18 protein-coding genes are annotated in these 20,496 nt (G+C 67.1%); 10 read left to right on the forward strand and 8 right to left on the reverse strand.

What is annotated here, in order from left to right:
- Window positions 1-43: 43 nt before the first annotated feature.
- Window positions 44-1,201, reverse strand: a complete 1,158-nt coding sequence (locus NMB40_RS20610) for a PQQ-dependent sugar dehydrogenase (protein WP_494359691.1) — start codon at window positions 1,199-1,201, stop codon at window positions 44-46.
- Window positions 1,202-1,343: 142 nt separating this feature from the next.
- Here NMB40_RS20610 and yiaA point away from each other — a divergent pair, with 142 nt between their 5' ends.
- Window positions 1,344-1,775, forward strand: a complete 432-nt coding sequence (gene yiaA / locus NMB40_RS20615) for an inner membrane protein YiaA (protein ID WP_282246944.1) — start codon at window positions 1,344-1,346, stop codon at window positions 1,773-1,775.
- 24 nt (window positions 1,776-1,799) lie between these two features.
- Here the strand turns inward: yiaA and NMB40_RS20620 are convergent, their stop codons facing one another.
- The 6 genes from NMB40_RS20620 to NMB40_RS20645 form a co-directional block, all read right to left on the reverse strand.
- On the reverse strand, window positions 1,800-2,162 hold the full coding sequence (locus tag NMB40_RS20620; protein WP_282246945.1) for a hypothetical protein: 363 nt from the start codon (window positions 2,160-2,162) through the stop codon (window positions 1,800-1,802).
- A 91-nt stretch (window positions 2,163-2,253) separates the two neighbouring features.
- Window positions 2,254-3,546, reverse strand: a complete 1,293-nt coding sequence (locus tag NMB40_RS20625) for an APC family permease (protein ID WP_494359692.1) — start codon at window positions 3,544-3,546, stop codon at window positions 2,254-2,256.
- Window positions 3,543-4,337, reverse strand: a complete 795-nt coding sequence (locus NMB40_RS20630) for a L,D-transpeptidase family protein (protein WP_494359693.1) — start codon at window positions 4,335-4,337, stop codon at window positions 3,543-3,545. Before NMB40_RS20630 ends, NMB40_RS20625 begins: the two co-directional genes overlap by 4 nt.
- Before the next feature lie 17 nt (window positions 4,338-4,354).
- The gene (locus NMB40_RS20635; protein WP_494359694.1) at window positions 4,355-5,203 is read right to left on the reverse strand and encodes a MurR/RpiR family transcriptional regulator; all 849 of its coding nucleotides are present in this window, start codon (window positions 5,201-5,203) and stop codon (window positions 4,355-4,357) included.
- A 71-nt stretch (window positions 5,204-5,274) separates the two neighbouring features.
- Window positions 5,275-6,381, reverse strand: a complete 1,107-nt coding sequence (locus NMB40_RS20640; protein ID WP_494359695.1) for a dipeptide epimerase — start codon at window positions 6,379-6,381, stop codon at window positions 5,275-5,277.
- Window positions 6,381-7,823: a C40 family peptidase gene (locus tag NMB40_RS20645; RefSeq protein ID WP_494359696.1), complete on the reverse strand. Its 1,443-nt coding sequence runs from the start codon at window positions 7,821-7,823 to the stop codon at window positions 6,381-6,383. The genes NMB40_RS20640 and NMB40_RS20645 overlap by 1 nt, the downstream gene beginning before the upstream one ends.
- 132 nt (window positions 7,824-7,955) lie before the next feature.
- Here NMB40_RS20645 and NMB40_RS20650 point away from each other — a divergent pair, with 132 nt between their 5' ends.
- The 9 genes from NMB40_RS20650 (at window position 7,956) to hglS (ending at window position 18,871) form a co-directional block, all read left to right on the forward strand.
- On the forward strand, window positions 7,956-9,443 hold the full coding sequence (locus NMB40_RS20650; RefSeq protein WP_494359697.1) for a transglutaminase-like domain-containing protein: 1,488 nt from the start codon (window positions 7,956-7,958) through the stop codon (window positions 9,441-9,443).
- 42 nt (window positions 9,444-9,485) lie between these two features.
- Window positions 9,486-12,512 carry a TonB-dependent receptor gene (locus NMB40_RS20655; RefSeq protein ID WP_494359698.1) on the forward strand — a complete coding sequence of 1,009 codons (3,027 nt, stop codon included), beginning with the start codon at window positions 9,486-9,488 and terminating at the stop codon, window positions 12,510-12,512.
- Window positions 12,513-12,559: 47 nt separating this feature from the next.
- Window positions 12,560-14,185, forward strand: a complete 1,626-nt coding sequence (locus NMB40_RS20660) for a serine hydrolase domain-containing protein (RefSeq protein ID WP_494359699.1) — start codon at window positions 12,560-12,562, stop codon at window positions 14,183-14,185.
- Complete coding sequence (locus NMB40_RS20665; protein ID WP_494359700.1) at window positions 14,139-14,870, forward strand: M15 family metallopeptidase; 732 nt, start codon at window positions 14,139-14,141, stop codon at window positions 14,868-14,870. Before NMB40_RS20660 ends, NMB40_RS20665 begins: the two co-directional genes overlap by 47 nt.
- A 38-nt stretch (window positions 14,871-14,908) precedes the next feature.
- Complete coding sequence (locus tag NMB40_RS20670; protein WP_494359701.1) at window positions 14,909-15,286, forward strand: hypothetical protein; 378 nt, start codon at window positions 14,909-14,911, stop codon at window positions 15,284-15,286.
- A 220-nt stretch (window positions 15,287-15,506) separates the two neighbouring features.
- Window positions 15,507-15,926, forward strand: coding sequence for an EF-hand domain-containing protein (locus tag NMB40_RS20675; protein WP_494359702.1), 420 nt, complete (start codon window positions 15,507-15,509; stop codon window positions 15,924-15,926).
- A gap of 172 nt (window positions 15,927-16,098) precedes the next feature.
- On the forward strand, window positions 16,099-16,848 hold the full coding sequence (locus NMB40_RS20680) for an HAD family hydrolase (RefSeq protein ID WP_494359703.1): 750 nt from the start codon (window positions 16,099-16,101) through the stop codon (window positions 16,846-16,848).
- A 4-nt stretch (window positions 16,849-16,852) separates the two neighbouring features.
- Entirely contained in the window at window positions 16,853-17,407 is a 555-nt protein-coding gene (locus tag NMB40_RS20685) for a hypothetical protein (RefSeq protein WP_494359704.1), read from the forward strand.
- 99 nt (window positions 17,408-17,506) lie between these two features.
- Window positions 17,507-18,871: a 2-oxoadipate dioxygenase/decarboxylase HglS gene (gene hglS / locus NMB40_RS20690; protein ID WP_494359705.1), complete on the forward strand. Its 1,365-nt coding sequence runs from the start codon at window positions 17,507-17,509 to the stop codon at window positions 18,869-18,871.
- A 60-nt stretch (window positions 18,872-18,931) separates the two neighbouring features.
- Here hglS and scpC read toward each other — a convergent pair whose 3' ends face one another.
- Window positions 18,932-20,446 (reverse strand): succinyl-CoA:acetate CoA-transferase ScpC, encoded by a 1,515-nt coding sequence (gene scpC, locus NMB40_RS20695; RefSeq protein ID WP_494359706.1) that lies wholly within the window; start codon window positions 20,444-20,446, stop codon window positions 18,932-18,934.
- Window positions 20,447-20,496: the final 50 nt, after the last annotated feature.

Genomic DNA, 20,496 nt, shown 5'->3' on the forward strand with positions numbered 1-20,496 from the left:
GTGTGTCACCGGTAGGTGTCGACCGTTGGTCGGCACTTGCTGTTCACCCCTTCGGGGTGAGCTTCAACAGCTTGCCCTTGCTGCCATCTTCCAGCAGCCAGGTCGCGCCGTCCGGGCCCTGTTCCACTTCGCGGATGCGTTCGCCCATCAGGAACCGCTCGGCTTCGCGCGCGTTGTCGCCGTCGAAGGCCACCCGCACCAGCGAGGTGGACGACAGCCCGCCGATGAAGCCACTGCCGGTCCACTGCGGGAACAGCTTGCCGCTGTAGATGATGAAACCGGCCGGCGAAATCACCGGGGTCCAGGTCACCTTCGGCGCGGCGAATTCCGGGCGCGTGCTGTGGTCGGGAATGTCGCGGCCGTCGTAATGGTTGCCGTTGGACACGATCGGGTAACCGTAGTTGGCCCCGCGCGTGATCAGGTTCAACTCGTCGCCACCGGCCGGGCCCATCTCGTGCACCCACAGCTTGCCGCGCGCATCGAAGGCGATGCCCAGCGCATTGCGATGGCCCAGCGACCACACCTGCGTGGCCACGCCGCCTTGGGAAGCAAACGGGTTGTCGGCCGGCACGCTGCCGTCATCGTTGAGGCGGATGATCTTGCCCAGGTTGCCGGACATGTCCTGCGCCGGGTCGAACTTCTGCCGCTCGCTGGAGGTGATCCACAGCTTGCCGTCCGGTCCGAACGCCAGGCGGTGGCCGTAATGGCCCTTGCCTTCCACCTTCGGGGTCTGGCGCCAGATCACCTTGAAGTCTTCCAGCTTGCCGCTGCCATCGGCGGCCAACACCAGTTTGGCGCGGCCCACGGCGGCGCCGCGGGTGTCGTTGTCGCCTTCCTCGGCGTAGCTCAGGTACACGAAGCCGTTTTTGGCGAAGTCCGGGTGCGGCAGCACATCACCGAAGCCGCCCTGGCCGCCGTAGGCCACCTTGGGCACGCCGGTGATCTCCGCGCTCTTGCGGGTGGCCACGTTGAAGTGCTTCAACCGGCCTTCCTTCTCGGTCACCAGCAGGGTGCCATCGGGCAGGAAGCTCATCGCCCAGGGCTGGTCGAAGGTGGCAAATTCGGTGGCGGTGAACGGCCACTGCGCCTTTTCCAGCGCGGGCGCGGAGGCCGCACCGGGCGTATCGGCGGCCACGCAGGCGGTGGTGAACAGGGCCGGGGTGGCGGCGAGGGCAAGGCTGAGCAGCAGGCGGCGGGTCATGGGAAATCTCCGGAAGGGGACGCGAATGGCCAGCCGTTGTTGTACACCATGGCCATCAAAGGGGCGTGGACCATACGTCACCCCCGTAGGCGGGTGCGGGGGAATCGGCTACCGTAGGCGCCATCAAAAGGGAGTTTGAACAATGAAGCCTCAGGTCACCAAACCGTCTCCGGCGTTCATCGCCGCCTCGTGGACCGCACTGCTGCTCGGCGCCGTGGCTTACCTGGTGGGCCTGTTCAATGCCGAGATGGCCCTGAACGAAAAGGGCTACTACCTCACCCTGCTGCTGTTCGGTCTGTTCGCCGCGGTCTCACTGCAGAAGAGCGTGCGTGACCGGGTGGAAGGCATTCCGGTGAGTGCGCTGTATTACTCGCTGTGCTGGTTCGCGCTGCTGGTGTCGTTGTTGCTGCTGCTGGTCGGCCTGTGGAACGCCACCCTGCTGCTCAGCGAAAAGGGCTTCTACGGCATGGCCTTCGCCCTGAGCCTGTTCGGCGCCGTTGCCGTACAGAAGAACACCCGCGACCTGATGGCCGCAGGTGATCGTGAGATCCCGCCGATTCCGCGCGCGGAGTAAATCCGGCGTCGCGCCGCGCGGTACTCAGGTGCCGCGCGGTACGCCCTTGTCCAGGTGGGCCTGGTGCAGGGCGGTGGACTCGTCCCAGCCGCGGCGCACCGCGTTGCGGGCCTGGGCCCAGGTCAGTTTGCTGGTGGCCTGTTCACGCGCCCAGCGCGATTCGAGTTCGGCTTCCACCTGTTCGTAGGCCTGGATGATCTCATCGGCGCGGGTACCGCCCAGGCGCGCGCTGTGGCCCAGGTAATAGGCCGGTTCGTAATCTTCGAACGTCTGCTCGCTGTCGTAATACGGCTCGGCGCTGAAGCGCTCGCGCCAGTAATCGGACACTGCTTCGCGCGGTACGCCGTCTTCCGGCACCCGGCCGGGAATCTGGTAATCAGGGCTCATGTCTGGCTCCGGTGGGGTGAGGCTTCACCGTACCCAGCACCGGGTTAACGCCATGGGCGCGCGGAGTGAACAGCAGATCAAGCGCGGTTCCTCACGCCTCCTTGCGCGGCAGCAGGTAGATCACCCCGCCCACCGCGAACGCGATCAGCGCCGCGGCGATGTTCTGCCAGCTGGCACTGGCAAACAGCGCCAGGCACAGCACCAGCGCCAGGATCGGAATCAGCGGGCCGCCGGGCAGCTTCAGCGCGCCGGGGCGGTCGCGGAAGCGGCGGGCCAGCACGATGACGGCTGCCGCCGTGCCGATGTAGGCGAACAGGCGCGTGGTCATCGACAGCAGCGCCAGCTGCACGAACGAGCCGGACAACGCCAGCACCAGCGCGATCAGGCCCTGGGTGATGATCGCCGCGGCCGGCGTGCGGAAGCGCGGATGCACCTGCGCCAGCAGCTTCGGCCCGTAGCCATCGCGCGCCAGCGCGAACAGGAAGCGCGGGCCCATCATCATCGTGTTGCTGTTGGTGCCCAGGATGGAGATCGTCGCGCCCACCGTGAGGATCAGGGCCAGCGCCTCGCCGCCAAAGCCGGCGGCGGCATCGGCCAGCGGCGTGGCCGAATCGGCCAGGCCCGGCAGCGTGCCCTGCGCGATGAACTGCACCGCGCCGTAGATCACCGTCACCGTGATGATCATGGTGATCAACGCGAACGGAATGTCGCGGCGCGGGTTGCGGTATTCACCGGCCGCGGCCGGGATGTTCTCGAAGCCGGCGTAGGCATACAGCAGCAGCAACGCCGCCTCACCCATGCGCTGCAGGTCGTGCGGGTCCGGGCGGGTGCCGGAGAAGGCCAGGTCGGTATCCACGTAGAACGCGCCGATCGCCACGAACAGCAGCAGCGGCAGCATCTTGCCGATCACCAGCACGATCCCGGTGCGCGCCGCCGAGCGCACGCCGGCCACGTTCACCGCGGTCAGGAAGCCCAGCGAGGCCACGATCACCAGCACCCGGCCCACATCGTGCCCGGCCCAGGGCCAGAACCGTGCCACCGAATCGGCCAGCGCGTTGCTCAACGCCGCCGCCGAACTGATCCGGGTCAGCCAGATCATCCAGCCGATCTCGAACCCGGCAAAGCGCCCGAACGCCTCGCGCGCATACAGGTAGCTGCCGCCGGGTTCATCGAAGTAACTGGCCGCCTGCGCGTAGCAGAGCACCAGCAGCGCCACCACGATGCCCGCCGCCACCACGCCCCACAGGCTGAACGGCCCCAGCAGGAGCACGGTAGCGGCTGGCAGCAGGTAGATGCCGCTGCCGATCACATCGTTGATCGACAACCCCACGATCTGCCAGCGGCTGACCGCGCGTTCCAGTTGCGGTTCGGGTGCGGCGCTCATCGTGCGGCCTTCGGCAGCGCCGGCAGCTGCCAGTCCTGCTGCAGCCGCTGGTACTGCGCGCGCGGCAGCAGCACGAACACCGGGTGCTGGGCCGGGTCCAGCCAAGCCAGCAGGCCCTGCATGTGTTCGGGCTGCATCGCCGTGCAGCCGGCAGTGGCCTCACCCGGCGTGCGCCACAGGTGCGCGAAGATGCAGCTGCCCCGGCGCGGTTCCGCGTTCGGGTTGTGCTCGATCACGAAGCCCTCGCGGTAGCGCACGTCGCCCTTGTTGTGCAGGTCCAGCCGCATCGGTTCGGTGGAGCCTTCCACCGCATCGGCGCCCACGACCTCGGCATCGACGATGCGGTTGTAGTACTTCGAATCGGGTACATCCATGCAGTAGCTGCTCTCCAGCATCGGCTGGTAGGGCATCGCGCTGGTGATCTTCGGCGCATAGCCGAATGCCGGGCCGACCCTGAACATGCCGGCCGGGCTGCGGCCGTCGCCTTCCTGCTTCACCGGCTCGCCGGGCTGCTGCGGACCCGCCCCGTTCGGCGCCGGCAGCACGCCCACGCCCCACGCGCTGCCATTGCGGCCCACCGCCACATCGAAGGCGGCGCCGTGCGGCTGCCAGCCCTGTGGGGTGCGTGCATACGCCTGCAACCTGCCCTGGGTGGCATCCCAGCCATCGGTGGTGACCACGATCATCTGGCCGTTGTCGTGCAGCGGCGTGGCCACCGGGGTGAGTGCCGAGGCGGGCAGGGCGCTGGCAACCAGCACGGTGGCAAAGGCGGTACGCAGCAGCGACAGCATCGGGTGCACTCCGGGAATCAGGTGTCGATCAGGTGTTCGATCCGTTCCAGGTTCACCCCGAGCTGGCGGTGGCGGTCCGGGTTGGCGTGGCAGAGCAGCACGAACACGAAGTCCAGCAGCGACTGCAAGGCAGAACGGTACAACAGTTGCGCCACGTGCGGCGCCAGGTCGTGCGCGCACACCACCAGCGCGCCATCGGCGTGAGCGCGCAGCGGGTTGGCGCTGTGCCGGGTGATCGACACCACCTTGCCGCCCACGTCCTGGAACTGGCGCGAGAGCTGGAACAGCTGCGGCAGCTTGCCGAATTCGGAAAACACCAGCAGCACATCGCCCGGCCGCGCCGCCGACAGGTTGGCCATCATCAGGATCGGGTCGGCGTGGTGCACCGTGAGCATGCCCAGCAGCGACAGCCGCATCGCGAACTCGCGCGCGTACAGGCCATCGTCGCCCAGCCCGTACACGAACAGCTTGGGCGCGCCGTCGATCAGCTGCACGATCGCTTCCACTTCCGCCTGCGGGTTGGCCAGCCGGGTTTCCTCGTCGGCCGCGGTGCGGCTCAGGCGCAGGCGCTCGGCCAGCTGGTCGTAATCGTTCCCCGGTGCGGCGGCCGGCGGGCCGGCGGCCGGGTCGTTGCCGGCGCGGGCCACGGCCTGGCCGATGGAATACTTCAGGTCCGGGTAGCCCTTGAAGCCCAGCTTCTGGCTGAACTTGACCACGCTTGACTGGCTGATGCCCAGCGCGCTGGCCAGCTGCTGCGACGAGTAATCGCGCAGCAGGTGGGCATTGTCGAGGATGAAATCGGCGATGCGGCGTTCGATCGCCGACATGTGGTCACGCTCGGAGCGGATTTTCACCAGGGGCGGCATGGAGGACGCGTTGGTTCCTATGTGTGGGAGGTGTAGAGCCACGCCCTGCGTGGCTGACGTACACCGGGAGGTTACCAGCGCGGGGGTGTAATCATCTCCAAACCCCGTACTTCCGTTATGCCCAAGCCCGGCGCGTCGCTGATGGTGATCTCCGACTCGTTGAAATGTACCCCGCCGGTGACCGGATTGAACTGCCCCAACGACGGTCCGTCCAGGTCCACCTTGGTGATCACCTCGCTCTTGGCCACCGCAAGGTGCACGGCCGCCGCCACGCTGATGCTCGATTCGATCATGCAGCCGATCATGCACGGCACCCCGTAGATGGCGGCGATGTCGGCAATCCGGATCGCGTTGGACAACCCGCCGGTCTTCATCAGCTTGATGTTGATGATGTCGGCCGCGCGCTGCTGGATCAGGTCGAACACCTGGCCCGGGTTGAACACGCTCTCATCGGCCATCACCGGCGTGTTGACCCGGTCGGTCACGTACTTCAGACCGCTGATGTCGGCCGCCTTCACCGGCTGCTCCAGCAGTTCCAGTACCACCCCGGCCTCTTCCAGCGTGCGCATGGCGTGCACCGCCTGTTTGGCGGTCCAGCCCTGGTTGGCATCCAGCCGCAGCAGGGCGCGGCCCTGCACGGCGGCGTGGATCGCCTTCACCCGCTCGATATCCAGCCCGATGTCCTTGCCGACCTTGATCTTCAGCGACTCGAAGCCGCGGTCGATCGCCGACAGCGAATCGGCCACCATCTTGTCGATGTAATCCACGCTGATGGTGATGTCGGTGGTGATCACCGGGTCGCCACCGCCCAGCATCTGGTACAGCGGCGCCTTGTGCAGCTGCGCCCACAGGTCGTACACCGCGATTTCCACCGCCGCCTTGGCGCTGGTGTTGCGCTCCATCGACGACTGGATCAGCGCGCAGTTGCGGTTGAGTTCGGCCACGTCCTGGCCGACCAGGCGCGGCTTGATGAAGGTGTTGATCGCCTCGATGATCGAACCGTGGGTATCGCCGGTGATCACCGCCGTGGCCGGCGCCTCGCCATAGCCGGTGTGGCCGGTATCGGTGCGGACCAGCACCACCACGTCTTCCACCGTATCCACGGTGCGCAGTGCGGTCTTGAACGGGGTTTTCAGCGGCACGCGCAGCATGCCAAGTTCAATGTCGGTGATTTTCATCAAGGAGTCTGGGGCCGGATGCGCTGGATGTTGGTGATGCGGTCGATGTAGCTCACGGTGTCGCTGGCCATCATCGGCTGCAGCGGAGTCACCGAAACGCCGTTGAGGTGGGCCTGCACGCGCTTGCTGTCCGGGCCGAACCAGCTGCCGCCGGCGGTGTCGTGGATCATCCACGTCTGTCCGTCGAGCTGGCCGAGGGTGACCATCACGTGGCCGGGAATGTAGACCAGGTCGCCCACCTTCAGCTGCTGCACGGCCGCGTTGCGTTTGGACTTGCCGTCCTTGTCGCTGAAGGCGATGCGGTCCAGCGCCGGGCTGACCGCCTGCGCGCTGGTATTGCGCGGCACCAGCACGCCGAAGCTGCGGTAGATCTCGGAGACGAAGCCGCTGCAGTCGCGGGTGTCGTACGAATGGCCCCAGCCGTAGCGCTCGCCCAGGAACTTGAAGCTCTGGGTGAGCAGGTTGCGCGGGGTCAGCGGCAGGTAATCGCTGGCGGTGTCCTGCGAACGCGGCAGCAATGCCGGCACCAGTGCCAGCGTGCCGTCGTCGTTGCGCACCGGCAGCTGCACCACATGCGCGCCGTGTGCCTGCTGGCCGTTCACGGCCTGCGCCACCGGCCAGTCGGCCAGCACCGGCAGGCGCACGCCCATCTCCAGCTGCAGCCGCGACACGCGCGGCTCTTCCGGGGTGAACGCGGTATACGCCGTGGCGCCGGTCACCACCCGGTACGGACCGTGCTGGCCGTACCCCAGCACCGTGGCCGCATCGCCCACGCCAACGAAGCGCTTCTCGATCCATGCCGAATAGCGTTCGCTGGTGATGAACAGCCATTGGCCGTCGGCGCTTTCATGCAGCACCGCCACCGCATCGCCGGGGAACAGCGCGGACTCCTGGAAGCGGTCGATATCGGTATCGCCCTGCGAGGTGAACACCCGCAGCGCGGTAGGGAACGCGCGCAACGCGGCGCGGTGGGTGACCAGGCCGTACTGCAGCGGGCGCTCGGTGGGAATGGCGTCCAGCGCCAGGTTGGCCTCGATCGCGGGACGCGCGGTGGCGGCCACCGGTTTGCCGTCCTCACCGAACAGCGGCTTCTGCGGCCAGCGCGAGAGCGCCTGGATGTCGGCCAGCACCTTGGCGCGCGGCAGGCGCGCGGGCAGGGCGCGCAGGTCATGAATGGAGTCGTCTTCGGCGCGCATGCGCGCGTTCTGCGCCGCAATGCCCGCGCGGTCCAGGATCACCCGGTCGGCATCGGGCAGCCGCGCCGCCCAGAACGCCGGGTCCAGATAGGTCTCACGCAGGCCCACCACGCCAGCAAAGTCGGAAGGGCCGGCCAGTGGCGCCTCGGCCCACGCGGCAGCGCCGGGCAGGGCAAGCACAGCGGCCAGCAAGGCACGCGCCGGCCACGCAAGCCGCGCAGGGCGGCGGGGGGAAGCCTGGATCATGGAGCGGTCACCCTCCTCGAAAGCGTCAGGAATATTTATTCCTTTTTCCAGCGAAAGCAAGAATAAATTATTGACCACCTGTCAGGCCCGTGTTACACAGCGATTACCACCTGCACCTTGGGAAGTGTCGCCGTGGATCTGCCCGTACGCAAACCGCGTTCTTCTGCCTCGACCTTCGCCCGGCGCGCCGCGACGGCGTGCCTGCTGCTGGGCATCGGCTCGGCCGGGGCGCAGGGGCCGGCGCTGGATGCGGTGGTGGCGCAGATCGACCAGGGCGACTTTGCCGCCGCCGATGCCCGCATCGCCACGGCGATCAACGACCCCGCGCTCAGCGAAGACGCACGTGCCGCCTATGCGTTCCAGCGCGAGCGCATGCGCCGCATGCGGCTCGATTTCACCTTGGACGAAACCGCCGCCAAGGCGCTGGTGCGCAAGCAGATCCCGGACCTGCGCGATGACGAATTCGCGCGCTGGGATGCCGCCGGGCTGATCGAACACCTGGATATCGACGGGCAGCGCCGCTACTTCAAGCGCGCGCCGGCCAACCTGTTCCGGGTCAGCGCCGAAGCCAAGGCACGCCGCGCACCCAACGTTCCGCTGCCGGTGGATGGTCCGTACGAGAACCTCGCCCCGCACCATGAAGAAGTCATCGCGGCGGCCAAGGCCAGCGGCGCCAGCAGCGTGGTGCCGCGCCGTGTGGAAGTCACCCAGTCGATCACGGTCAAACCCGATGCCGTGCCCGCCGGTGAACTGCTGCAGGCGTGGATTCCTTACCCGCGCGCCATTCGCGGCCAGCAGGAAGACATCAGCTGGATCGGCCCGAACAGCGGCGCGGTGATCGCGCCCGAAGCTGCCCAGCAGCGCACGGTCCACCTGCAGCAGAAAGCGGTGGCCGGAAAGCCGACCCGCTTCGAGATCCGCTACGCGGTCACCGTGTATGCGCGCCACATCGAGATCGATCCGGCCAAGGTGCTGCCCACGCCGCCCGATGCCGCGCTGCAGCCCTACCTGGCCGAACAGCCGCCGCACGTGGTGTTCACCCCGGCATTGCGCGCGTTCTCGCAGCGCGTGGTCGGCAATGAAACCAATCCGTACCGTATCGCCCAGAAGCTGTTCGACGCGGTCGACCAGATCCCGTGGGCCGGTGCGCGCGAGTACTCCACCATCTCCAACATCAGCGATTACGCCCTGCATGCCGGCCATGCCGACTGCGGCCAGCAGACGCTGCTGCTGATCGCCCTGCTACGCCTGAACGGCATTCCCGCGCGCTGGCAGTCGGGCATGGTCTATTCGGACGATGCGGTGGGTTACAACAACCTGCACGACTGGGGCGCGCTGTACCTGGCCCCGTATGGCTGGGTGCCGATGGATGTCACTACCGGCCGCCTGCAGAGCGCAGACCCGGCGCTGCGCAACTTCTACTTCGGCGGGCTCGATGCCTACCGCATCGCCTTCAACGATGACGTCCAGCAGCCCTTCCAACCGGCCAAGCAGCACCCGCGCTCGGACACCGTGGATTCGCAGCGCGGCGAAGTCGAATGGGCTGGCGGCAACCTGTACTTCGATCAATGGAATTACGACTTCCAATCGCACGTGGTGCCTGCGAAGTCGACGCGGTAATCGGCGGTATCACTATTTCACCCTTGAAGGAGAGAGCAGGGAATGAAAGCGAACGGTTTGAAGCGGGCGGCGCTATGCGTCGCGTTGGGTGCGTGTTTCGGCAGCATGCTGCCCACGGTTGTGTACGCGCAGGCGGTCAGTGGTGCGGTGGCCGGTCGGGCCAGCGCCGGTGACCAGGTCACCGTGGTCAGCAACAGCACCGGCCTGACCCGCACCGTCACCGCCAGCGCCGATGGCAGCTATCGCCTCGGCCAGCTGCCGGTGGGCGATTACCAGCTGCAGCTCAGCCGCGACGGCCAGAAGCTCGGCGACCCGGTGGCGGTCAGCGTGGCGATTGGCGGCACCACCACCGTGAACCTGGCCAGTGGCGGCGGCGTGGTCAACCTCGACGCGCTGCAGGTGATCGGCACGCGCGTGGTCAACCGCGTGGACGTGTCCACCACTGAAACCTCGTTCAACGTCAACCGCCAGGAACTGCAGCGCCTGCCCGTGGCGCAGGACCTCAGCGCGGTGGCGCTGCTGGCGCCGGGCGTGGTCGGCGGCAACTCCACGTTCGGCGGCCTGTCCTTCGCCGGTTCGTCGGTGGCCGAAAACGCGGTGTTCATCAACGGCCTCAACGTCACCGACATGTACACCCGGCGCGGCTTCTCCAGCGCACCGTTCGCCTTCTTCAGCGAATTCCAGGTCAAGACCGGTGGCTACTCGGTGGAGTTCGGCCGTTCCACCGGCGGTGTGATCAACGCGGTGACCCGTTCGGGCAGCAACGAACTGCAGGGCGGCGTGGAAGTCACCGCCGAACCCAGCGCGTGGCGCTCCAGCGGCCGCGACCATTTCCACCGCGACGGCACCGCGCATTCCTACGCCAGCCGTGACGACAGCTCGTTCTTCAAGACCAATGTCTGGGGCTCGGGCGCGCTGGTGCAGGACAAGCTGTTCCTGTTCGCCATGTACGAAGACCGCAACGACCATGGCCACAACACCTCCAACGATGCGCTGACCTGGTTCAAGAACGAAGCCAACAACGGCTTCTGGGGCGCCAAGCTCGACTGGAACATCACCGACAACCACAGCCTGGCCCTGTTGGCGTTCTCCGACGAAGGCGATGTCACCAACGCCTCCTACAACTACGACTGGGACGAAAGCGAGATCGGCGCCTGGGGCGGCGACTCGGTCACCGAGAGCGGCGGCCGCAACTACTCTGCCACCTACACCGGCCACTTCGGCGAGAACTTCACCGCGCGTGCCATGGTCGGCCAGAACAACCAGCGCGCGTTCACCCGCTCCTCGCTGGATGAAGCCTGCAGCCCGGTGTTCACCGATGCCAGCTATGCCCCGCGCCTGGGCCAGCTCAACGGCCTGCGCCCTGGCTGCCACCCCACCGGTGCTGCCGTGGCCGAGCGCGACGACACCCGCGACGTGGCCCGATTGGACTTCGAATGGCAGCTCGGCCGCCACCTTCTGCGGTTCGGCGTGGACCGCGAGCTGATGACCACCGAGCAGTCCACCCGCTACCCCGGCCCGACCCAGCTCAGCTACACCGCCTACGTGGCCCGCCCGGGCGATGAAGTGTGGGATGGCGCCAACGCCTACGTGCCGCCGGGTGTCACCGAGATGCTGCGCGGGCGCAACCGCGTGTCCGGCGGTACCTTCGAAACCGAAGCCAACGCCTTCTACCTGGAAGACATCTGGAACGTCACCAACAACCTCATGCTCAACCTGGGCGTGCGTTGGGACCGCTTCGAGAACCGTACCGCCGATGGCAACGCCTTCATCAAGATGGACGACCTCATCGCACCGCGCGTGGGCTTCTCCTGGGACGTGAAGGGCGATGCCACCACCAAGCTGTTCGGCAACGCCGGCCGCTACTACCTGCCGGTGACCAACAACATCAACGTCAACTTCGCTGGTGGCCTTACCGACGAATACTCCTACTTCGTGCTGGAGGGCTGGCAGCAGCAGGCCAACCCGGTCACCGGCGCGCCCTACATGGCGCCGATCATCGGCCAGCAGATCGGCCCGGTGGATACCCGCATGAACACCGGCGCGGCCGACCTGCGCCAGAGCGTGGATCGCGACCTCAAGGCCGTGTACCAGGACGAATACATCCTCGGCTTCCAGAGCATGATCAACCAGGCCTGGTCGTGGGGCGTCAACGCCACCTACCGCACCATGGACCGCGCGCTGGACGACATGCGCCTGAACTACACCCCGTGCGGCCCGACCGGCACCACCCTGTGGCCGATCGCCAACCCGGGTGAGAGCCTCACCATCTGGGGCGACTCGAGCATCGGCTGCACCACCGAAGGCTGGATCACCATCGATACCGCCAACAGCGGCTACCGCAAGGGCGGCAGCGGTGAAGTGGTGGGCTATTCCAATCCCAAGCGCACCTACAAGGCGCTGGAATTCCAGATCGACCGCGCATGGGACGAGAAGTGGCTGTTCAATGCCTCCTACCTGTGGTCGCGCAGCGACGGCAATTTCGAAGGCCCGGTCAACTCCGATACCGGCTACGGCGACACCGGCATGGTCCAGCACTGGGACCACCCGTCCAACAACGAACGCTATGGCGTGCTGTTCAACGACTTCCGCCACCAGTTCAAGCTGCGCGCCGCCTATGCGCTCAATGAACAGTGGTCGTTCGGCACCACGCTCCAGGTGCAGTCCGGTGGCCCGATCACCGCGTTCGGCGTGATGTGGCCCAACGACACCGTGGCCGGCGGCAGCACCTCCAATGAAAGCGGCGGCGGTGGCACCGGCTGGCTGTGCGTGGCCAACTGCTCCGGCCCGTACGACCAGCGGCAGTTCGAATACACCCCGCGCGGTGCCTACGGCCGGCTGCCATGGACCTGGACCATGGGCGCCAACGTCACCTGGCGCCTGCCGGTGGAGGGTATCGACCTGAGCGCCCGGCTGTCGGTGTTCAACCTGTTCAACAACCAGACCGTCATCAACGTCCACCAGCGTTACGAAGCCCAGCCGGGGCAGTACCGCGAGAACACCTTCAACACCGGCACGCGCTGGCAGGCCCCGCGCTACACCCAGCTGATGGTGACCTGGAACTTCTGATCGACAGCGCGGGGGACGGCAGTCCGTCCCCCGCGGATACGGTGAACATGCACGCGCCCCTGTTCCGTTCCACAACGCTGCTGCTGTCCCTCGCCCTGGCGGCTTCGCTGCCGGCGTCAGCGGCCGACCTGTCCCCGTTCGCCCCGATGCTCGACAGCACCGTCGAACACCATCATCTGCCGGGCATCGCCATGGCGGTGGTCGACAACGGCCAGGTGGTGTTCACCGGCACCCGTGGCGAACGTCGCGCCGGCAGCGGCGAACCCATCGACGCCGACACCCTGTTCAAGATCGCGTCCAACAGCAAGGCCATGACCGCGGCAGTACTGGCGCGGCTGGTCGACCGTGGCCTGCTGTCCTGGGACGACCCCGTTACGAAGTACCTGCCGCAGTTCCGCATGCACGACCCATGGGTCACCGAGCACATGCAGGTCCGCGACCTGCTCATCCACAACAGCGGGCTCGGCCTGGGCGCGGGCGACCTGATGCTCTGGCCCGAACCCAACGCCTTCACCCGCGCCGACATCATTGCCGGCCTGGAACATCTCAAGCCGGTCACCAGTTTCCGCAGCGGCTACGCCTACGACAACCTGATGTACGTGGTGGCCGGTGAAGTGGCCGCCGCCGCCGATGGCAAACCCTATGACCAGCTGCTGCGCGAGGAAGTGTTCATCCCGCTCGGCATGACCCGCTGCCAGGCCGGCGCGTGGTCGGTGGCGAAGGTGGGCAACGTGGCGCAACCGCATGCCCCGCGCGAGGGCGGCAACGTCGTCGTCAACGCCGACAGCGACATCGCCCCGGACCTGACCTCGATGGCCGCCGGCGGCATCCGCTGCAGCCTGCGCGACATGACCCGCTGGATGCAGGTGCTGCTGGATCCCACCCTGGTGCCCGGCTGGCTCAGCGATACCCAGCGCCGCACGCTGTGGACCGCGCACATGCCCATGCCGCTTGGCGAACGCCAGCGGCGCTGGGACAACGCGCATTTCTCCGCCTATGGCTACGGCTGGCGGCTGTCGGACATGGACGGGCAGTGGAAGGTCGCCCACACCGGCACGCTGTCCGGCATGTATTCCTCGCTCGCGCTGCTGCCGGACCGCAAGGTGGGCGTGGTGATCCTGATCAACGGCGAAGGCGAGGATGCGCGCACGGTGTTGATGCAGGCCGCGCTCAAACACTACACCGCACCGGCGCAGCGGCAGAGCGTTGCCAGCTACACCGAACAGCTGCAGGCCGAACGAACCCAGCGCCGCAACACCACCCACGCGCTGCCAGATACGACCACCCGCAAACCCGTAGAGCCACGCCCTGCGTGGCTGAGCAGCGCCGACCATCCTGCAGCCACGCAGGGCGTGGCTCAACGCGGTGGCGGCCATCCCGCAGCCGTGCAAGGCCTCTATCGCGACCCCTGGCTCGGCCAGGCCAGACTCTGCCCGGAAAACAACACCCTGCGCTTCAGCGTGGACAAATCGCCCACACTGCGCGGAACCGTGATGCAGCTCGATACCCGCTGGCTGGTGCAGTGGGATACCCTCGGGGCGGATGCAGAACCCTGGCTGCAGGTGGAGCCGGGCACCCCGCCGACGCTCCGCCTGAGCGCGATCGATCCGGATATCGACTTCAGCTATGACTATCAGGACCTGCACTTCACCCGCATCGGCGATTGCCCTTAGCCTGCTGTTCGCCCTGGCCGCGCCGGCGATGGTGTCGGCCCAGCCGGTGCACATCGCCCTGGTGCGTACCGCCGAGCAGGCCGGCCTGGTCGACATCACCACGCTGGCGCCGGACATCAAACTCGACATCCGCTACGCCGGCAGCAACAACTTCACCGGCCGCCCGGTGCCGGGCTACGAAGCCCCCAAATGCTTCCTGCTGCGCCCGGCGGCGAAGGCGCTGGCCCAGGTGGAAGCCGACCTGCGCGCCAATGGCTACGGCCTGCAGCTGTTCGACTGCTACCGCCCGGCGCAGTCGGTGCACGCGTTCGTGGCCTGGGCCAACGACCCGCTGGAGCAGTCGCGCAAGGCGCAGCAGTACCCCGGGCTGGACAAGCCGGCGCTGCTGGGCGGCTACATCGCCGAAACCTCCGGGCACAGCCGCGGCGCCACCGTCGACCTGGGCCTGCTCGACTGCCGCAGCGACCCGTGCAGCGTGGTCGACATGGGCACCGACTTCGACTTCTTCGGCCCGCGCGCGCACACCGACGCCACCGACATCACCCCCACCCAGTACCGCAACCGGCAGACCCTGCTGCAGGCCATGCAGCGCCAGGGCTTCGCCAACTACCCGCAGGAGTGGTGGCACTACACCCTCACGCCCGAGCCCAGCCCCCGCACGGCCTACGACGTCCCGGTGCGCTGAGCGCCTACAATGCGCGCTCACCGAACCCACGGATCACGATGAACCTGCCGCTGCACTTTGGATTGCTGGGCACGCTGGAAGCCGGGCTCATTGCCCTGCTGCTGGGCGTGCTGGTGTATGCGTTGTGGCACCGCGTGTGCCGCTGGGCCGGGTGGTCGGATGGGCACGCCATCGGCTGGGCCTGCGTCATCAGCGTAGTGGGCGCGGCCGGCATCGATGCCTGGAACCTGTTCTACATGGGCATGATGCGGCTGGAGTCGCCGCTGTACGCGCGCCTGTTCCTGGCCACCATCCACGATCCGAACGAACTGGGCTCGCGCGTGGTGATTGAAGTGGCCGGTGCGCTCGGTGGTGTTGCACTGGGCTGGCTGATATTCAGTTCCCGCTCAGGCGAAAAAAGCGCCAGCAACTCCTGAGTTTTCGTTCGCATCCGGTTAAATCCGGGCCCATTGAATGATCGTCTTACCAACCACTCACCTGCGCGTAACCGCAGGGGTAACGGAGCGCTGCGCGCGTGTGGTTAAGACCGCGTGCGCAGGCCGGTTGCAGGGCAAGGTCGATTCACAAACGGGGTGTCAGTGTGGGGCCGTGCGGAAAACAACGAGCCGCGCAACATCCCACAAGGAGACCACCCAAATGACTATTCGCAACCGCAAGCCCCTGATCGCCCTGATCGTCGCCGCCGGCAGTGTTCTGGCCATTCCGGCGATGGCCCAGACCGCACAGCAGAGTGCCGCGCAGGCCCAGACCCAGGCCGCGCAGGCCCAGCAGTCGGCGGCACAGGCAGACCAGGCGGCAGATGCGGCCACCGGCGCGGCCGCCCAGGCCTCGGCGCAGGCCGGCGGCGGCGGTGGCGGCCAGACCTGGGCCAGCGTCGATACCGACGGTGACGGCGCCATCAGCAAGACCGAGGCCCAGGTGAACGCCGGCCTTGCCCAAGTGTTCGACCAGGCCGACACCAACAAGGACGGCAAGCTCACCCCGGACGAGTACAAGGCCTACGTTGCCGCCCAGCAGGGCGCCGCAGCCGGTGGCAACGCCTCCCCGGGCCGCTGAGCCAGCCAACAGCCAGCGCGTAACACCTGCGGTAGCAGCCGACCGTTGGTCGGCTGAATTCACCCGGAGCCCGTAACCCAGCAGCAAGCCTGAAACCGCTGGACAACGGTGAATGGCCCGGAAGGGCGGCTTGGGCCGCCCTTCCTTCTTTTTGGCTTGGTATCCTTGCCCGATGATGACCTCCATGCCCGCGCCCACCGGCGCCATCGGTCTGGTCGGTTTTGACGGTGACGACACGCTGTGGAAGAGCGAGGACTATTACCGCAAGGCCGAGCAGGATTACCTCGACATCCTGTCGCGCTACATCGACGTGCACGACACCGCCACCGCGCGCCACCTGCTGGAAGTGCAGCAGCGCAACCTCGGCGTGTTCGGCTACGGCGTCAAGGGCATGACCCTGTCGATGCTGGAAGCGGCCATCGAGATCACTGAAAAGACCATCGCCGCACGCGATCTGCAACTGATCCTGGACATCGGCCACGACACCCTGCGCCACCCGGTCGACATCATCGACGGCGTGCGCGAGTCCGTCGCCGAAATCGCCCGCGATTACCCGGTGGTGCTGATCACCAAGGGCGACCTGTTCCACCAGGAAGCCAAGATCAAGGTCGCCAACCTGCGTGACCTGTTCCCGCGCATCGAAATCGTGTCCGAGAAGGATCCGGAAACCTATGCGCGCGTGCTCGAAGAGTTCGACCTGCCGATGGAGCGTTTCGTCATGGTCGGCAATTCGCTGCGCTCGGATATCGAACCGGTGGTCACCCTGGGTGGCTGGGGCATCCACACCCCGTACGCGGTGACCTGGGCGCATGAAACCCAGCACGGCGTGGCCGCCGATGAGCCGCGCATGGTCGAAGCGGCCACCGCGTTCGAGTGGCCGCAGGCCCTGCGCGCCATCGAAGCCAAGGCCGCGGGCGGCTGAGCCGGTGAAGCGCCTGCGCCTGCTGCTGGTTGCCGTGCTGCTGTGGCTGCCGTTGCTGGCGGCCGCGCAGCAGACCCCGGAAAAGTCCCAGGCCTACCAGATCCACACCGGTGACGCCTGGGTCGATACCCAGCTGCAGGACATCAACCACTACGCCGAGCGCTACCCGGAGAGTTTCCTCGACGAGGTAGCGCGCTACGCCAGTGTTCCGCGCGACTACATCGCCGCGCTGTTCTACACCCATGGCTGGCAGGCAGGCGACATCTACTTCGCCTGCTTCTGGGCCAAGGCCACCGAGCGTTCGTGCCGGGATGCCGTGCAGGCCTGGTCGCGCTTCGTCCCCGACGAAGGCGATGACAAGCGCTGGGCCGAAGTGGTGACCACGATGCCGGTCACCCCCAGCAACACCCACTGGCGCACCCTGCGCCACGCCATCGTGGCCAGCCACGACCACTGGGACCGCCCGGTCACCCTCGACGCCACCCTCAAGCGCCAGCTCGGCGACCGCGCCCAGCGCGACAAAGCCGCAGCAGACGCCGAAACCAAACGCGCCCGCTGATCCGCTGGCCCCTATGCTGCTGTGCACCTCGCCGGGTACAGGGCACCTCGGCGACAATGGGCGATTGCTGTTCCCCCGTGATCCGTTGCCGAGTACGTAATGAGCGCCGACCGTTTCGTTTCACCCGACGATATCCGCAGCCTGTTCGCCCAGGCCATGTCCACCATGTACCGCACCGAAGTGCCGCTGTACGGCACCCTGGTCGACCTGGTGGCCGAGATCAACGATGCCGTGCTCACCGACAACCCGGCGCTGGCCGAGCAGCTCGAGCGCAATGACGAGCGAGGCCGCCTGGCGCAGGAACGCCACGGCGCCATCCGCGTCGGCACCGCCGACGAGCTGGCCACGCTGGGCCGCGTGTTCGCGGTGATGGGCATGCACCCCATCGGCTACTACGACCTCTCCGTGGCCGGCGTGCCGGTGCATTCCACCGCCTTCCGCCCGCGCACCGCGTCCGCGCTGGCCGCCAACCCGTTCCGCGTGTTCACCTCGCTGCTGCGCCTGGAACTGATCGAAGACGAAGCCCTGCGCGACGAATCCGCACGCATCCTCGCGCGCCGCCGCATCTTCACCGATGATGCGCTGGCGCTGATCGACCAGGCCGAACGCGATGGCGGGCTGGACCAGAACGACGCGCGCCGCTTCGTGCTGGCTGCGCTGGAAACCTTCCGCTGGCACAGCGATGCCACCGTCTCGCTGGCCACCTACCACGCCCTGCACGACGCCCACCGGCTGGTGGCCGACGTGGTCAGCTTCCGTGGCCCGCACATCAACCACCTCACCCCGCGCACGCTGGATATCGACGCCGCGCAGGCCGGCATGCTGGCCCGTGGCATCGATGCCAAGGCCGTGGTCGAAGGCCCGCCGCCGCGCCGCTGCCCGATCCTGCTGCGCCAGACCAGCTTCAAGGCGCTGGAGGAAACGGTGAACTTCCCCGATGGCGAAGGCGGCGATGCCGGCACCCACACCGCGCGCTTCGGCGAGATCGAACAGCGCGGCCTGGCCCTCACCCCCAAGGGCCGCGCGCTGTACGACCAGCTGCTGGCCCAGGCGCGCGATGCCGGCGGCGCCGGCAGCACCGGGCAGGATTACCCCACGCGCCTGGCCGCGGCATTCACCGCATTCCCGGACGACCACGACACCCTGCGCCGCGAAGGGCTGGGCTACTACCGCTACGCGTTGACCGACGCCGGTCGCGCCAATCCGGCCGCCGTGGGCGACCTGCCGGCCGAAGCGCTGGTGGCGGCAGGGCTGGCCAGTGCCGACCCCATCGTCTACGAAGATTTCCTGCCGGTCAGTGCCGCGGGTATTTTCCAGTCGAACCTCGGCGGCGAAGAGCAGCGTGCCTATGCCGCGCATGCCAACCGCGATGCGTTCGAGCAGGCGCTGGGCATGAAGGTAGAAGACGAGTTCGTAATCTACGAACGCCTGCAGCAGGAATCGCTCGACCGCCTGCGCGGTTGACCGTTTTATTCTTACCTACAAAAAACGCCGGGAAATCCCGGCGTTTTTTGTTGCAACCACTCAGGCCTTCATCGTGCCCGTGTCCAGCCATCGCTGGTGCCACGACAACGCTTCGGGCAGCAGGTGCGGGGTGTGCTTGCCATAACTGTCGCGGCTCGCCCGCTCGAAATAATCGTTGAGCTGGTCGCGGAAATCCGGGTGCGCACAATTGTCGATCACCACCCGCGCGCGCTTGCGCGGCGGCAACCCGCGCAGATCCGCCAGGCCCTGCTCGGTCACGATCACCGACACATCGTGTTCGGTGTGGTCCACGTGGCTCACCATCGGCACGATCGCCGAAATGATGCCGTTCTTCGCCGTGGATGGGCTCAGGAACGCCGACAGGAACCCGTTGCGCGCGAAGTCACCCGAACCGCCAATGCCGTTCATGATCCGCGTGCCCATCACATGCGTGGAATTGACGTTGCCGTACAGATCCACCTCGATCATGCCGTTCATGCCGATGCAGCCCAGCCGGCGCACCAGTTCCGGGTGGTTCGAAATCTCCTGCGTGCGCATGATGATGCGCTCGCGGTAGAAATCGATGTTCTCCTTGAACGTCTCGTTGGCCTGCGGGCTCAGCGCGAACCCGGTGCACGAGGCATAGCTCAGCACCCCGTCGCGCAGCAGGTCCAGCATGCCGTCCTGGATCACCTCGGTGAACGCGCTCAGGTCGCGGAAGCCGCTCTTGCCCAGGCCCGCCAGCACCGCATTGGGAATGTTGCCCACGCCGCTCTGCAGCGGCAGCAGGTTGGCCGGCAGGCGCCCGCGCGCCACTTCGTGCTGCAGGAACTCGATCAGGTACGCCGCGATCTGCTCGCTGGTCGCATCGATCGGGCTGAACGGGCTGTTGCGGTCCGGGCCGTTGGTGCGCACCACCGCCACGATCTTGTCCGGGTCGCAGCGCAGAGAGGTTTCACCGATGCGGTCGTTGCCGTGAACCAGCGGAATCGGCTTGCGGTGTGGCGGTAGCGCCGTGCCGTAGTAGATGTCGTGCATGCCGTCCACGCCGGCCGGCTGCCATTCGTTGACCTCGACGATCACCTTCTTGGCCAGGTCCAGCCAGGTCTTGTTGTTGCCCACCGAAGTGGAGGGCACCAGCGAGCCGTCTTCGCGGATCGCCGAGACCTCGATCACCGCCGTATCGATCTCGCCATAGAACCCGAACCACACATGCTGGGCCACGTGGCTGAGGTGGATGTCGATGTAGTCCAGCAGGCCGGCGTTGATGCGGTTGCGCGCGTCCGGGTCGCTCTGGAACGGCATGCGCATGGCGATGCCATCGGCCTTGGCCAGCGCGCCATCCAGCTCCGGGGCGGTGGACGCGCCGGTCATCAGGCTGATCTGGAAGGGCAGGTTGTCGGCGTGGAAGGCCTCGATGCGCTGGGCCAGCGCCACCGGCACCGCCTTGGGGTAGCCCGAGCCGGTGAAACCACTCATGGCCACCGTTTCACCCGGCTGGATCAGCGCGGCGGCGGCTTCGGCAGATACAACGCGACCGCGCAGGCGCGCGTCGGCAATGCGATCAACGGACATGACGACTACGTTTTGTGGGGGATTTTCATTATCCGCCATTGGCACCCCCG

The organism is Stenotrophomonas sp. FBCC-B152 (genome assembly GCF_059134105.1).